Here is a 14,861-nt window from a genome sequence, read left to right as displayed (position 1 = left end):
AGAAATGAGGAATGAATCATGTCAGAAATTCAACAACCACTTAACTTAAAAGGTAGACATTTATTAAAAGAAGATGACTTTACGAAAAAAGAATTTAGCGATTTAATCGATTTCGCTATTACTTTAAAAGATTATAAACAAAAAGGGATTCCACATCGTTATTTAGATCATAAAAATATCGCCCTATTATTTGAAAAGAATTCTACACGTACACGTGCAGCCTTTACTGTAGCCTCTATTGATTTAGGTGCACATCCTGAATTCTTAGGAAAAAATGATATCCAATTAGGTAAAAAAGAATCTGTTGAAGACACAGCTAAAGTATTAGGAAGAATGTTTGATGGTATCGAATTCCGCGGCTTCTCACAAGAGATGGTTGAAGACTTAGCTAAATATTCAGGTGTACCTGTATGGAATGGTTTAACGGACGCATGGCATCCAACACAAATGTTAGCTGACTACATGACAGTTAAAGAAAACTTTGGTGATTTAGATGGCATCAAACTTACTTATGTGGGTGACGGACGTAACAATGTGGCTAACTCACTACTTGTGGCTGGACCAATGCTTGGTGTAGACGTAACAATTTGTTCTCCTAAAGCACTCTTCCCATCTCAAGACTATGTTGATATTGCAGAAAGACGTGCCAAACAAGACGGTGGTTCAATCACAATTACAGATAATATTGACGAAGGTGTTAAAGATGCCGATGTTATCTACACTGACGTGTGGGTATCTATGGGTGAAGAAAGTGAATTTGAATCACGTATTAAATTATTAAAAGACTATCAAGTTAATAGAGCTATGTTCGATAAAACTGGTAAAGATAGCACGATTTTCTTACATTGTTTACCAGCCTTCCATGATACGAATACAACATATGGTCAACAAATCAAAGATGACTATGGTTTATCTGAAATGGAAGTCACTGACGAGATATTTAGAAGCAAACATTCTAAAGTATTCGATCAAGCAGAAAACCGTATGCATACGATTAAAGCTGTGATGGCAGCTACGCTAGGATAGTTTGCAATTAAAAAGAAGACGCAGGTTTGGTTACGATACCCTCATATCACTGAACTCCTATATATGAATCACAACTGAACCTGCTTATTTATTCAAAGGAGACATGACATATGAGTGAATCAGATGGAAATAAATTAAGTAAAACCTCCTTGATTGGCCTCGTCATTGGTTCAATGATTGGTGGCGGTGCATTTAACATTATTTCTGATATGGGTAATCAAGCTGGTGGTTTAGCCATCATTATTGGTTGGATTATCACAGCAATTGGTATGATTTCCCTAGCCTTTGTCTTTCAGAATTTAACGAATGAAAGACAAGACTTAGACGGTGGTATCTATAGTTATGCACAAGCCGGGTTCGGTGATTTTATTGGATTTTCAAGTGCTTGGGGTTATTGGTTTGCAGCCTTTCTAGGCAACGTGGCCTATGCCACATTATTAATGTCAGCAGTCGGTAACTTCTTCCCGATCTTCAAAGGCGGAAATACCTTACCAAGTATTATCGTTGCTTCTATCCTTTTATGGGGCGTGCATTATCTCATCTTAAAAGGTGTAGAAACAGCTGCATTTATTAATAGTATCGTTACTGTTGCTAAACTCATCCCTATCTTACTTGTCATCGTATGTATGATTGCTGCGTTTAACTTTGAGACCTTTAAAGCTGGTTTATACGGTATGACAAGTGGCGATACTGGCATATTCAGTTGGGGTGATACATTAGGCCAAGTGAAAAGTACAATGCTTGCTGTGCATTTGGATAATGGTCAACTAAGAAACTGCCGCCATTTGTTTTATCGAAAATACCATTGAACCCCCATTGATGTTCATCAAAAACACCGATATCCAAGATATCTACTACAAGTAAATCACCTGGTTGTACGTTGTTTACATGCACTGGACCACTTAAAACATGTACACGATTTAAGTTCACGTGTTTGATATCACTTGGATCATCATTATTGGCTACTTGTCCATCTGTCCAATCTAAGCATTCCATTCTAAAGGATTCTCCTGGATCTACTGAAAATGCTGCTGGAATATCAGGATGCCATCGATTGTGTCCTGGATGTGCTTGTTGATCCATCTTCTTGTTTAAATCAATACTAAATAACTTTTTAGGCATATGCCCTTCCCCCTTACATATGAAAGTTAATTATGACTGATTATCAAGTTATCTAAATATTAACACAATTAAAGTTACAAAATATATTAAAATGTGTATATTTTTATTAATTGGAATTATTACGATAAACAAATGATATAAAAGGACATGTTTGAACATTCAAGAGGAAGTAGGGGAGGGGAAGTTATATAGAAATACTCAATAAATAAGACTTCCGTTTGTCTACCTTCAGACATACGGAAGTCTTACCCTTAGTTCTATAACCTTTGTCATTTCAACCTTTATAGTGGATTGATACAATTATACTCTCATTGATTCACTTTCTAGCCTATACTTAAATTATTCATCTTCAACATTTTTACCAACAGGTTCCCATTTCAATACAAATGTAATGACAAGACCGATTAGTGGTACGAGACCAATCCATAACATCGTTTGGTTTAATCCGACTGCTGCTAATATAATCGGAAATACAAACGTTCCTATAATACTACCCGTTCGACTCACTGACTCCACAATACCTGTCGCTTGTGAACGTAAATGTGTTGGGAATGATAATGCACCAATCGTCTTACCTTGCGTTCCTGGTCCACCTGAATGTCCGAATAAAAACAATGCAATTAAACATGTATTAATCACCATTGGTAAGTTATTGTAAAATAGGCCTGTTACAATCATAACAAATAAGACAATACCGAAACCTATCATTGTAAGTTTTCTTGTACCTAGACGATATGTATACTGTGCACCTAAGTACGCACCGATGATACCAGCAACATTGACAATTGCTGTACCAAATAAGACCCCTAACTTATCCTCACTTATCATATATTTAGCAATAATTGGAATATATAATCCCACTGCATAGTACTGCATACCTTGTAATGTTGATATCGCTGTTGCTAGTGTTAATCTCTTTAAATATGGTTTTTTAAGTAGTACTTTATATGATTGTTGTTGTGCGTTTGATTGATGTTCTCCTTGTCTTTCATCTAATTTCAACTGCACATCGTAATGTTTCTGAATATAGTGTGTCGCCTTTTCAAGTGAAAAGTGATCAATAATCCAAGTCGGACTTTCTTGTAAATACTTTAATCGCATGATATATAGCACTAAAGCAATACAAGCACCAAATCCAACTGCCATACGCCATAATGTTTCTCCTGCTCCCATTAAGAAAAATGCAATGACCACTAACGACGATGTCACAATCGCTATGTACCATACGACTTGCCAGTAGTTAACGTTACGACCTCGTTGGACTTTGTTACTAATTTCTGCAATAAATGTAAACGCTACTGGACTGTCCATACCTATCGCAATGCCCATCAGAAATCTAAATATCAATAAGATCATAATATTAGGCGAAAATGCTGCACCTAAAGACGTAATCATTAATATTAACAATGATATTGAAAGGATACGCTTTCTACCAAATCGATGCGCGAGCGTCCCTCCAAAAATCGCACCAATTAATGCACCTACAGGTAATGATGTCATCACGAATGATAGCATGGTTGGAGATAAATTGAATTCTTTCGTGATTTGGTCTGTCATCGTTCCTAAAATGGTAATATCATATGCATCTAAAAATATCGTTCCTAATATCATCAATAACAACATATTGGATGTATGTTGTTTGTCCGCGTCATCAATGATTCGATATAAATCTTGCTTTGACTTCACAATTTCCATATTAACCATCCCTTATTTTATTTTAGATTAAGCGTAATTAATGATTATTAACTTATTGTTAAGCGCAAATAAATATTTATTTAAGTCATACGCTGTCGCTCTGTTATTGTTTTAAAAAAATAGCGTCTATCTCAAATGTAAGATAGACGCTATATAGTCAATTATTCTGTTGTCGTTGACTTATTCGAGCGGATTTTATAAACAATCAATCCAATGATAAATCCGGTTAATGCCGGTAGAATCCAACCCATACCAATATCAAAGAATGGTAGGTATTTTTCACCTAATGAAATGATAAATTTAGCGAATGATGTTTTCAAAAATGGCTCTGGACTAGCCTTAACACCATCGATAAATGACGCGATCATTGTGAAGAAAATCGTAAATCGATATACAATTTTCGAATGATTGAATAATGGACTTACTAAAGTTAATAAAATAATTGTAATAGCCAATGGATAAATGAACATCAATACTGGCGTTGAATACATAATGATTTTAGTTAAACCAACATTAGCAAAAATACATGCTAAGATACTTACCACTGTCGCAAACATTAAGTAACTACGTTTCGGGAATAACTCTGTAAATGTTTCAGAGAAAGCAGTGATTAAACCAATCGCTGTTTTTAAACATGCGACAATTACGATTAGAGATAATACGATAATTCCGTAATCTCCAAGATAGTGTCTCGCGATTTGAGCTAATGCAATACCACCATTTTCACTCACTTTAAATTTACCGATACTCATTGTACCCATAAACGCAAGTAAACTATAGATAATACCCATTAATACAATACTGATAGTTCCTGATTTAAATGTTTCTTTGGCGATGCTGTTAGGATTTGTGATACCTAACTTTTTAATCGTAGATACAATAATAATACCAAAGGCTAATGATGCTAATGCATCTAACGTGTTATAACCATCAATGAATCCTTTAAGTAATGGACTCTTATCGTAATCTGCACTCACAGGCGCATTCGTTAACCCACCTAATGGATGGATGAACGCTAAGACTACAACAATACCTAATAAAACTAAAAAGACTGGATTTAAAAATTTACCTATGTAATCTAAAATTTTAGACGGCTTTCTCGCAAAGAACCAAGCTAATAAGAAGAAGATAATACTAAAGATCGGTAAGTAAATCTTCGCAACATCAGGTGAAATGAATGGTGAAAATGCAATTTCAAAAGATGTTGTTGCTAACCTAGGTAACGCAAAGAATGGTCCAATGACTAGATACAAACCAATCGTAAATATGTATGCATATGTTTTACTAACTCTTGATGTAATTTCAAAAATACCGTTTGTTTTAGACATACCGATAGCGATAATACCTAAAAACGGTAATCCGATAGCAGTAATTAAAAAGCCTAAATTGGCAATAAATACGTTTGATCCTGCTGTTTGTCCAAGATGAATTGGGAAAATAATATTCCCAGCACCAAAGAATAAACCAAATAGCATTGATCCGATAAAAATGTTCTCTTTTAAAGTCAATTTGTTTTTCATCATGTCTGTTTATTCTCCTAGTTATTTTTTATTTATTATACATTATATTTTGTAAAGGAAAAATGTAAATAACAAGAAAATTTTAAAAAATTAGACAATAATACATCATTATTACTTTATAAAATGTAAAATAACACATTGAGTGATATTTTTAAAAAAAGTACTATACACCATTTGTATAGTACTTCATTCTCATATATTTGTTTTATCAATCAGTTATCAAACTGCTATTCTTCTAATTCTTTAATGACTTTTGCCGGTACACCTGCCGCAAGGGTATTATCTGGGATATCCTTTGTGACTACTGCACCTGAGGCAATCACTACATTATTTCCAATAGTCACTCCTGGAGTAATCGTGACTTTGCCACCTATCCAAACATCGTCGCCTATATTTACAGGACTTGCTTGAGCTAAATACTCTCGTCTTCCTTTTGCGCTTAATGGATGGTTAACAGTATAAATATCGACATTAGGACCTATCATCACATGGTTCCCAATATTCACTGGCGCTATATCTAGAATGGTAAGGTTATAGTTTGTTAAGACGTCATGTCCGACATGTATATTTTTCCCGTTATCACAATTGAATGTCGCTTGGAATGAAATGTTTTCACCAGCAGAGCCTAATATTTGGCGGATTTTACTTTCTTGTTGTGCCGGTTCTGTAGCAGGAATGGCATTAAATTCTTGGCATAATTGTGCTGCTCTAGCTTTACGTGCCGCCACTTCCTCATCATCAAAATGATACGGCATACCTTTATCTAATTTGTCTATTTCTCTCATTGCTACCTAATCCTCCCAAGTTTATGTTATTCATGAATTCTATAAAATAATGTCTTAATATTTCTCTATTTCATTAGCAATTTTACTTTCCTTTTGATTGCCCGACGTCTTTAATTGCTTAACAATATTTACTTTTTCCTGCTTACTTCTATTTTGACTAAGTTTATATGCCGCTTCTATGTCATTCACTTTAACTTGAAATCCGACAATCCCATTGATTTGTTTCTTAGTATCTTCTGATAAATGATTCCAAGTTGCACCATCATCTTTGTGACCTTCATAGTGATTCAATAATTGTTTCAAATCAGATACTAGTTCATCTTGATTCAATAATCGTCCTTCACCATATACATGCATACTTTGATAATCCCATGTCGGTACATCTTCTGTCTCGTACCATGTAGAGGAAATATAGGCGTCTGGTCCTTGGAAGATCACTAATACATGTGCGTTATGTTCTATCATTTGTACCAATTCATTATGTTTCGCTAAATGTCCTGTGATTACTAATTGATCATCTTGTTCTGAAATCATCACGGGAATATGTGACGCGATAGGCTTAATACCGTCACTCATTACGATCGTCGCAAAATTGTTGTGCTGCATAAATCGTTTTATTTCTTCATAATCATTGATTTGTGAATGCTTACCAATATACATGATGTAACACACCCTTTTAATGAATTCATCTTATTCATCATCGACTCTTTTTTATATTCAAAAAGCTGTAGATCAATCATCCACAGCTCCTCGTTTTAATACCTCAATTGTCGTATTACAACATTATAAATATTGATCTGCATGTTCTAATCTATAATGTTCTGTCACTTCTTTTTCATGTTCGAATTCTTTTTCAGTTAATTTCTTAATATTTTCGACCGCATACCCTAATTTCTTTGCGAATGCTTCCACTTCATCTTTATCTTTTGCAAGCACAAACATTGTTAACACATTATCATCTACAATATCTTTATGATGTTGATAATCTAGTTTAAAAAATTTCATGACTATCTCCCCCTCTTTACGTGTTTATTATATACCCCAAATCATCATTTTATTCATGTAAATTGCCATCTTTTTTGTCTATATTGTTAAAAATATTATTTTGAATATTGAAGTATATTGTTTCATTTACATTCCCTCGACGTTGCTATAAAAGGAGGTTAGAGTCATTTCATTTGAATTTTCAAAAAAATTAAATATTGATTAATAATGGTTTGTGGACGATTTAATTTTTTGAACATTATGTTACAATTGTCAAATGATTTTTTATAGAACAATTCTTATTTCTACTAAAGGGGTTTAATGACATGAATATTATATTAGGCGTCGGAACACTCGTTATTGTGTTGGTCATTATGACATTGTTCCTTAAATTCGCACCATACGGTAAGGAAGGCTTACAAGCTTTATCTGGTGCTGCTTGTGCCACATTCCTACCCCAAGCATTCTTAAGTTATGCAATCGGTGGTATCTTACATATTAAATTCTTACAAGACATCGGGGACCTTGCGGGTAGTCTAGGTGGTATTGCGGTAGGTATACTCGCATGTATCAATTTAGGTGTATCACCTGTCTTCGCTATTATCGTCGGTCTTGTATTAAAGGATTTCAGTTTATTACCAGCATTTATCGCTTCATATATAGTTGCATTTATTATTAAATTGATTCAGAAGAAAGTGCCTGAAGGTTTAGATTTAATCGCAGTGATACTCATTGCACCGGCATTAGTATATGGACTTGCATCACTGATTAATCCAGGAGTTACAGCCGTATTAAATCAAATTGCAGGTGCCGTGAACTCAGTTGGCGACAGTAGTCCATATGCTCTAGCGATCATCTTAGGCTTAATTATTCCAGTTACAAGTATGACGCCATTAAGTTCAATGGTGCTCGCAAGTATCTTAGGCCTTACAGGACTCCCAATGGCCATTGGTGCTATTACTTGTACAGGTGCGTCATTTGTAAACTTCACATTATTCAACATTTTGAAAATTGGCGAAAAACCAAATCGATTTGCAGTCTTTATCGAGCCTTTAACACAAATTGATTTAATCGTTAGATATGCACCCGTTTTATACGGTACGAATGCTCTTATCGGTATGGTCAATGCTTGTATTATTGCATTTAGTGGACTTAAAATAGGTGTCACTGGTATGGCAACACCTATTGCAGGCGCGATTGTCTTATTTGGCTTTAACAATCCAGTTTCATCAGCGATTACAATTATTGCCGTAGCTATCACAAGTCTAGTACTCGCCTTTATTATTGGTACACTTATTAAAAAATTCGATTTAATGCACTTACACATACCAATGCCTTGGCAAAAAAATACGAAACACTCATAATACAAAAACAACTCCCAACCATGCGATTGTTATCGCGGCTGGGAGTTATTTTTATATCTTATTAACAATCAATATTTACACAAAGTTTTACAAATTTAGCGAACTTTTCTAATTTAATTCAAGTCCTAATATCCTGAACCGATTTTGTCACCATTTTCATCAAATTTAGTCACATAACCATCATCTGTATCAACAGTATATGAGCCGGCTAAATTACCGTCTTTATCATCATATGAGAATCCCCATTTACCATCAATTGTTTTTTCAGGTTCTTTAAATGTATACGTATCTGTATCTAACTTTTCACCTTCGTAAGATTCTACTTTATCAATGACATTATCACGTGTCACTTCTTCAGAATCTGAACTACTATCAGATGAACTATTGTCGTCTGAACTTGAATCATCACTTTCGTCGTCAGAGAATGTTGGCATTTTATCGTAAAGATTAATCTTATTAGCTACTTGCTTAAACTCATTAGAATCTTTGTATTTATCATAAACTTCTTTAGTATTGTGTTCTTCACCAAATTTCAACGCATCTTTATATGAAGGGATTGGGCTTTGAGTCCCACCTAAATAAATTTTATCATCACTTACACCGATTACAGTTGCAAATTGAGCGATTGAGGGTGACACAGCATAAAATTTCATACCATTAGGTGCACCTGAAATTTGTTGTGTTTCCCTACTTACTGCAAAATGTTTTAATTCTTGTGTCTTTTTCTCATCTGACATTTGCGTCGTGTATCTACCTGTTAAAATATCATTTTTGGTTAATGTATATTTTCCAGATTCATTTGCTAAAAAGATTAACGCTATTCTTTCCTTTTCAGATAGATTCGAAATATCATTCGTAGATGATTGTTTAGACTTGCTTGAGTGACTTGAACTTTCTTTACTTGATGATGACTTAGAATCGTTCCCTTTTTTACTGTCTTCACTCTTTTGTGTATCTTCTACTTTCGATGCTCCTTTTGAATCACTAGATGAATCGCCATTGTTACAAGCTGACAAAAGTAATAATGCTGTTCCACTTAAAAATAAAAATTTCTTCAATGATAAATCCCCTTTGTTTAATGTTTTTTCAAAAATTCCCAAATATATATTATTACTACTTCTTTATACGAGGCAATTATACTATATTTTTATAAAAATATGGCCAACAAACAGAAATTATTTATATTTATACCGTATATACAAAAATGTATTTTTAAAATTAATAGTTATATTGCTAAAATCGACAATCATTTTATACTTTAAATTTGAATCTTTTATAATTTTGTTGTACTTTAAAGTTGGTAGCGTTTTCACTACCGAAAATTATATAGGAGTGATGCTTTATGAAGAAATTAACTAAAACTTTTGTTGCGGGAAGTATTGTATTAGGCACAGCACTAGGAGTAAGCGTTTCTACAGATAATGTATCATCTCACCAAGCACACGCGGCGTCATCACAGTATTGGTATAAATATAACGGTTACACTGCTTCAGGAGGTAACTTTGTATTGAGCCAATCATTCTATAATGGTTTAAAAGCGGATAATTTAGAGTTCAACGGTGTTAAAGTTAGCGGTAAATATCAAGCACCAACGAATTCTAAAGTCATTTATGATCAAACATTCCAACAGTATAAAAATCACAAAGCAAACAATGTAGATATTAAAGTAAAACCAAACTCAATTAGCTTAAAACAAGTGAAACAAAAATATGGTAATAACTATGATTATCAAAATCCATTAACAGGACCTGCTAAAAAGAAAGGCGATGGCATTTATAGTTATCAAGTAGGCAAAGGTCATATTGCGTTTGCAATTGAAAACGGATATGTCACTAAAGCCAATGTATCATAAACATCTTATAGCTAGTTAATATTATACCTTCCATATATAAAAGAGAAGCTAGGACATAAATATATACTTCAAGTTACATTTATGTTTAGGCAGTAGTTGACTGTAAAGTCATTCTTTTTCTTATAGAAATTAGAATGACTTACACATGCGTATTGACTCATGTGTTCAAATTAAGCTTTAGAGGTATACATGAACTAAAGTTCATGCATAAAACCGTCTAAGTAATAAATTACAAAGACGGTCTAATGTACCAAGCTTTTTCATTTCTAGTCAACCTTGCCGGGGTGGGACAACGAAATAAATTTTAAGAAAATTTTATTTCTGTCCCTCTCCCTTCTTTATCACTTCATTTTCCCTATAATTCCGTATGCCATATCTCTTATGAAGGCACTATGATTATGTTGTGCCTCTGCTTTTAATTCTTCTTTGAACGTTTCTATTGAGAAGGTCTCGTCCACAATATGATGTGCCTTCATTCTTGGTAGCATAATACCAACAAGCCATTCTAAATCATTGTCGTCGGATGTGTGAATGACCGCTTCCGCAAAGTAATCAATGTCTTTCATACCTATATCATTCAACAAATTATATAGTTTTTGACCGATATGAATATCGCCACCTTCTTGCGCTACAGTTTGCCATATCCACTGTATCGCTGTTTGATGTAGTGGCAGTTCATCTGCACCCGTACCGCCATTGATAGCATCACTTTCCTGAAAGCAGAATATTCCTTCAGGTTTTAAGAAGTCCTTTAATATACGTAACGCCCATGCCACGTCTGGTAAATACATGAGCACCCTTCTCCCAATAATGACATCAAATTGGCCTAATGCTTCTGGTAATTGATAAATATCATAGTGCTGGTAAGACACGTGATCATATTGATTATTTTCAACTGCTTTTTCCAATAGTGTTTGATTCATATCAATACCAATGACTTCACCTTGCAATCCAACGCGTTCAGCTACTAATTGAGTGACTTCCCCAGTCGCACATCCAATATCTAATATACGCATGCCTGGTTTAATATCTGCTCTATCTAGCAACTTGATGATAACCTCATTACGTTCATTCATACATCTCTCTCCTTTTTTGAAAAACTTTCGATTTTCCTATAGCCAAATTGCCTTCACTTTATATAATTTAATAATTAAATTGATTTGAAATTTGAGTACTAACCATATATAATATGATATTAATATAACAACATGATTAGAAAGGATAAACATCATGACCAACATCCGCTTACTATATGTCACTTCAATTATTTTAACAGTATTGAACTTATTTATCGTTTATACGACCTTTTTCACTAATTTATTTAACAATTCTACATTCTCGTTTTGGTATTGGCCAGGCGCTAGTCTTATTTTCATGACTTTAATCATCCATTTAGCCTTACTTTCAAAATGTAAACACAAATTAACTGTCATTTTATTAGGTGTTTTAAATATCCTCTTACTCATTCTATTTTCTACGCCACTCTTATTATCATAGTATAAAAGGAGTAGCTCTGATCATACGTGTATCACGCAATCAATAGCTACTCCTATATATGTTTATTTAAGCTTCATTTAAATAAGATGTTAATAATTCAATATAATAATCAACGAATTGATGATATGTTTCTTTATTCACATGTTCATTGACTTGATGTGGTACTGTACCTGGGCCAAACATTAAGAATGAGAAATGTTCATCTTTATCACGTAGTAAATTAGATGCGTCAGTCACACCAACTGTTGGTGTTGCAACGACATCTCTCTTGAAAATATTGGCTGCCACTTGTTGACCTAGCGCGATTAAACGATTTTCCCCTGTTGTAAGTACAGGATCTAAGTCTAAGTACATATCTTCTTCCAGTTGACCGCCTTCATTATTAATCTGTTCAATATGCTTTTTAAATAAAGCTTTTACTTGATCATTATTAAACTCTGGAACGGTACGAATGTTATAGTCTGTTGTTACCATATCAGGTACAGAATTGACTTGGTTGCCACCTTGAATAATTGTATGGTTAATTACCAATCCATTAATGACGCGCTCGATTTCTTCTTCCTCAACTTTGTCACCCACACGTCCTTTTATTCTCTCAATCACATGTTTGAAATCAAATTGTTCACACTGTAATTCTTTTCTAATGTCTTCGTATTCCTCATCAATATTTCGTACAAAATCTAGTAATGGTTTAATCGCATTTTGTCCAACCACAGGCATAGAACTGTGTGCTGCTTGTCCGCGAGATACAATTTGATAATCCATAGAACCTTTATGCGCATAGACAATACCTGATTCGGATGGTTCAGCAATGACTAATGCATCCACATCATCCATATAGCCTTCTTTATATAACTGTTCTGAACCTAATTGTTGCATTTCTTCTCCAGCTGTCGCCATTAACTTGATAGTACCTTGTTTTAACGCGCCACTTTGATCAATTTCAATCATCGCAATGACTAGTGCAGCTAGGCCTGCTTTCATATCTGATGTACCACGGCCATATAAATAGCCATCTTGTTCTGTTAATTCAAATGGTGGGAATTGCCAATTATTAGAATCGCCTTCTGATACCACGTCCATATGTCCTGAAATCGCCACGACTGGATGACCTTCACCAATGGAAGCAATTAGGTTAGCACGATTGTTATGACCTTTAATTTCATCGATATCTGCTTTGATACCATGCTTTTCTAATAAATCTTTTAAATATTTTGCTACTTCTATTTCATTATCATTCACTGTTTTGATTTCTACGATATCTTTTAAAATTTGTAAATGGTCCTCTTTTGTAAATACACTCATGTCAAATACTCCTTTATAATTTTATTATTTTCTAGAAGTTTTTGTCTTATCTTTGATGAATAAACATAGAATAAATGCAATCACAATCAAGATGGTTGTAAATATAAATGCTGCATCTACACCATGCACCGTAGCTGCTCGCATCATTTCAGTTTTAGACTGCCCGGTATGACTACCCGCTAGATCATTTTTAGATACAATGGAAAGAATCGTAATACTCACTGCGGTGCCCATTGCCCCAGCGATAATACGTAATGAATTCATAATTGCTGTACCATGAGATATTTCTTCCGATTGTAATGCATTAAGTCCTGCAGTATTCAATGGCATGATTAATAAACCGACTGAGAACATACGAATCGCATAAATAACGACGACATACCAAAATGGCGTATCTGTTGATAAAAATGTATGAAGAATCGTCATAATAATCAACAATGTGAAGCCAGGTATCACTAGGACACGTAATCCGAAACGGTCAAATACCTTACCTGTATAAACAGAAATAAATGCATTAAACACGGCACCAGGTAAAATCACTAACCCTGATAATACCGCTGATAGTCCTAAACCTGTTTGTACATACATAGGAATGAGTAATGCAGGGCCAACGATACCAATAAATAGCAACATAGATGCTACTGCTGATAAGGTAAATGTCTTACTTCTAAAGACACGTAAATTTAACAATGGATGGTCAATATTTAACTGACGGAATGTAAAGATGGCAATCACGATTACACCTAAAATAAATGTAATGATTACAGCTGGTGACGTTATACCCAACGTACTGATACTACTAAACGAGAATAAAATGAGGCCGAAACCAAAGGTAGAATATACAACAGAAATCTTGTCTAAAGCAGTATCTTTTGGAGAGCTATGGTTTTCAACGAAGAAGTAACCAATCACAAAGGCAATAATAGCAATCGTTGCGACGACGTAAAACGGCATTCTCCAACTAAACGCATCAATGAGTAATCCCGTTAACGTTGGTCCAATCGCAGGTGCAGACTGTGCGACAATACCTGTTAGTCCCATCGCAAATCCACGTTTTTCTACTGGGAATAAGGTGAACACGGTAAATTGCATGAGCGGCAATAAGATACCTGCGCCTATTGCTTGAATCACACGAGCCACCATTAAAATACTAAAGTTTGGGGAAAGTGCTGCCACTAAAGATCCAATTAAAAAGGCAGCCATAGAAAAAATATATAAACCACGTGTGGAATATCTATCCATTAAAAATGCAGTAAGTGGAATCATAACACCGTTAACCAACATAAATCCTGTAATCAACCATTGTGCTGTTGTTTCAGGAATACCTAAACCTGAAATAATCGCCGGTAATGCAGTATTCAAAATGGTTTGATTTAACATAGCTACGAATGCACTGATTAACATCACTACTACAATCGTATTTCGTTTTGCTATTGTCATTTCACTACTCGACACGACACGACACCCTACTCCTTTCTTAAAATTGTCCACGAAAAACTGTATCATTTTTAGTTAGCTTAGCAAACCATTTTACTTAAAAGGCGCTAAATTATTCCTAACTGTTGAAAATATTTGTGTGTGTTGAAATAAAATGTGTGAAATTGAACGACGCGAAAGTAATGATGTCGTGTATTTTAATGTGAATAGATTGCCCATTATATTTAATGTATTTGAGAGTCAATAGTAATAGGAATTTATGATGTAACCGTGT

Annotated in this window: 13 protein-coding genes and 2 pseudogenes; 4 read left to right on the top strand and 11 right to left on the bottom strand. The window is 34.3% G+C overall.

Annotated elements, in window-relative coordinates; genetic code table 11:
• Positions 1-18: 18 nt before the first annotated feature.
• Both argF and JX000_RS00315 read left to right on the top strand, forming a co-directional pair.
• Positions 19-1,026 (top strand): ornithine carbamoyltransferase, encoded by a 1,008-nt coding sequence (gene argF / locus JX000_RS00320; RefSeq protein ID WP_145506269.1) that lies wholly within the window; start codon positions 19-21, stop codon positions 1,024-1,026.
• A gap of 110 nt (positions 1,027-1,136) precedes the next feature.
• A pseudogene (locus tag JX000_RS00315) lies at positions 1,137-1,769 on the top strand (amino acid permease); the annotation flags it as partial.
• On the opposite strand, the pseudogene JX000_RS00310 reads toward JX000_RS00315, so the two are convergent.
• The 6 genes and pseudogenes from JX000_RS00310 to JX000_RS00285 form a co-directional block, all read right to left on the bottom strand.
• Positions 1,759-2,148, bottom strand: a pseudogene (locus JX000_RS00310) (acetamidase/formamidase family protein); the annotation flags it as partial. The pseudogenes JX000_RS00315 and JX000_RS00310 sit on opposite strands and share 11 nt — an antisense overlap.
• A 339-nt stretch (positions 2,149-2,487) precedes the next feature.
• Positions 2,488-3,843, bottom strand: coding sequence for an MFS transporter (locus JX000_RS00305; RefSeq protein WP_145506266.1), 1,356 nt, complete (start codon positions 3,841-3,843; stop codon positions 2,488-2,490).
• 161 nt (positions 3,844-4,004) lie between these two features.
• Positions 4,005-5,366, bottom strand: a complete 1,362-nt coding sequence (brnQ, locus tag JX000_RS00300) for a branched-chain amino acid transport system II carrier protein (RefSeq protein WP_206140749.1) — start codon at positions 5,364-5,366, stop codon at positions 4,005-4,007.
• A 224-nt stretch (positions 5,367-5,590) separates the two neighbouring features.
• The gene (locus tag JX000_RS00295; RefSeq protein WP_075777739.1) at positions 5,591-6,148 is read right to left on the bottom strand and encodes a sugar O-acetyltransferase; all 558 of its coding nucleotides are present in this window, start codon (positions 6,146-6,148) and stop codon (positions 5,591-5,593) included.
• A 54-nt stretch (positions 6,149-6,202) separates the two neighbouring features.
• Positions 6,203-6,808 (bottom strand): FMN-binding negative transcriptional regulator, encoded by a 606-nt coding sequence (locus JX000_RS00290; protein WP_145506263.1) that lies wholly within the window; start codon positions 6,806-6,808, stop codon positions 6,203-6,205.
• A gap of 123 nt (positions 6,809-6,931) precedes the next feature.
• Positions 6,932-7,153 (bottom strand): hypothetical protein, encoded by a 222-nt coding sequence (locus JX000_RS00285; RefSeq protein WP_002450216.1) that lies wholly within the window; start codon positions 7,151-7,153, stop codon positions 6,932-6,934.
• Positions 7,154-7,458: 305 nt separating this feature from the next.
• Between JX000_RS00285 and JX000_RS00280 the strand changes: the two genes are divergently transcribed.
• Complete coding sequence (locus tag JX000_RS00280; RefSeq protein ID WP_075777737.1) at positions 7,459-8,496, top strand: PTS sugar transporter subunit IIC; 1,038 nt, start codon at positions 7,459-7,461, stop codon at positions 8,494-8,496.
• A 125-nt stretch (positions 8,497-8,621) separates the two neighbouring features.
• Here the strand turns inward: JX000_RS00280 and JX000_RS00275 are convergent, their stop codons facing one another.
• Positions 8,622-9,554: a hypothetical protein gene (locus JX000_RS00275; RefSeq protein WP_206140748.1), complete on the bottom strand. Its 933-nt coding sequence runs from the start codon at positions 9,552-9,554 to the stop codon at positions 8,622-8,624.
• A gap of 284 nt (positions 9,555-9,838) precedes the next feature.
• On the opposite strand from JX000_RS00275, the gene isaB reads away from it, so the two are divergent.
• Positions 9,839-10,348 (top strand): immunodominant staphylococcal antigen IsaB family protein, encoded by a 510-nt coding sequence (gene isaB, locus JX000_RS00270; protein ID WP_049425553.1) that lies wholly within the window; start codon positions 9,839-9,841, stop codon positions 10,346-10,348.
• 341 nt (positions 10,349-10,689) lie between these two features.
• Here isaB and JX000_RS00265 read toward each other — a convergent pair whose 3' ends face one another.
• From JX000_RS00265 to JX000_RS00250, 4 genes are all read right to left on the bottom strand, one after another.
• The gene (locus JX000_RS00265) at positions 10,690-11,424 is read right to left on the bottom strand and encodes a class I SAM-dependent methyltransferase (RefSeq protein WP_145506257.1); all 735 of its coding nucleotides are present in this window, start codon (positions 11,422-11,424) and stop codon (positions 10,690-10,692) included.
• A gap of 219 nt (positions 11,425-11,643) precedes the next feature.
• A complete protein-coding gene (locus tag JX000_RS00260) occupies positions 11,644-11,814 on the bottom strand; it encodes a hypothetical protein (protein WP_186364168.1) in 171 nt (56 codons plus the stop codon).
• 97 nt (positions 11,815-11,911) lie between these two features.
• On the bottom strand, positions 11,912-13,150 hold the full coding sequence (locus tag JX000_RS00255; protein ID WP_206140747.1) for an ArgE/DapE family deacylase: 1,239 nt from the start codon (positions 13,148-13,150) through the stop codon (positions 11,912-11,914).
• Positions 13,151-13,174: 24 nt separating this feature from the next.
• Positions 13,175-14,605, bottom strand: coding sequence for an MDR family MFS transporter (locus JX000_RS00250; protein WP_206140746.1), 1,431 nt, complete (start codon positions 14,603-14,605; stop codon positions 13,175-13,177).
• Positions 14,606-14,861: the final 256 nt, after the last annotated feature.

The sequence above is a fragment of the Staphylococcus sp. SB1-57 genome (assembly GCF_017086425.1).
Lineage (GTDB): Bacteria > Bacillota > Bacilli > Staphylococcales > Staphylococcaceae > Staphylococcus > Staphylococcus warneri_A.
Note: the sequence above shows the minus strand (reverse complement) of the source record. Positions and strands in the feature narration are given on the sequence as shown.

Bases quoted from the DNA above. Each gene is read 5' to 3' on its own strand.
- argF (WP_145506269.1), top strand. From the start codon at position 19: ATGTCAGAAATTCAACAACCACTTAACTTAAAAGGTAGACATTTATTA.
- JX000_RS00305 (WP_145506266.1), bottom strand. From the start codon at position 3,843: ATGGAAATTGTGAAGTCAAAGCAAGATTTATATCGAATCATTGATGAC.
- brnQ (WP_206140749.1), bottom strand. From the start codon at position 5,366: ATGATGAAAAACAAATTGACTTTAAAAGAGAACATTTTTATCGGATCA.
- JX000_RS00295 (WP_075777739.1), bottom strand. From the start codon at position 6,148: ATGAGAGAAATAGACAAATTAGATAAAGGTATGCCGTATCATTTTGAT.
- JX000_RS00290 (WP_145506263.1), bottom strand. From the start codon at position 6,808: ATGTATATTGGTAAGCATTCACAAATCAATGATTATGAAGAAATAAAA.
- JX000_RS00285 (WP_002450216.1), bottom strand. From the start codon at position 7,153: ATGAAATTTTTTAAACTAGATTATCAACATCATAAAGATATTGTAGAT.
- JX000_RS00280 (WP_075777737.1), top strand. From the start codon at position 7,459: ATGAATATTATATTAGGCGTCGGAACACTCGTTATTGTGTTGGTCATT.
- isaB (WP_049425553.1), top strand. From the start codon at position 9,839: ATGAAGAAATTAACTAAAACTTTTGTTGCGGGAAGTATTGTATTAGGC.
- JX000_RS00265 (WP_145506257.1), bottom strand. From the start codon at position 11,424: ATGAATGAACGTAATGAGGTTATCATCAAGTTGCTAGATAGAGCAGAT.
- JX000_RS00260 (WP_186364168.1), bottom strand. From the start codon at position 11,814: ATGAGTAAGAGGATATTTAAAACACCTAATAAAATGACAGTTAATTTG.
- JX000_RS00255 (WP_206140747.1), bottom strand. From the start codon at position 13,150: ATGAGTGTATTTACAAAAGAGGACCATTTACAAATTTTAAAAGATATC.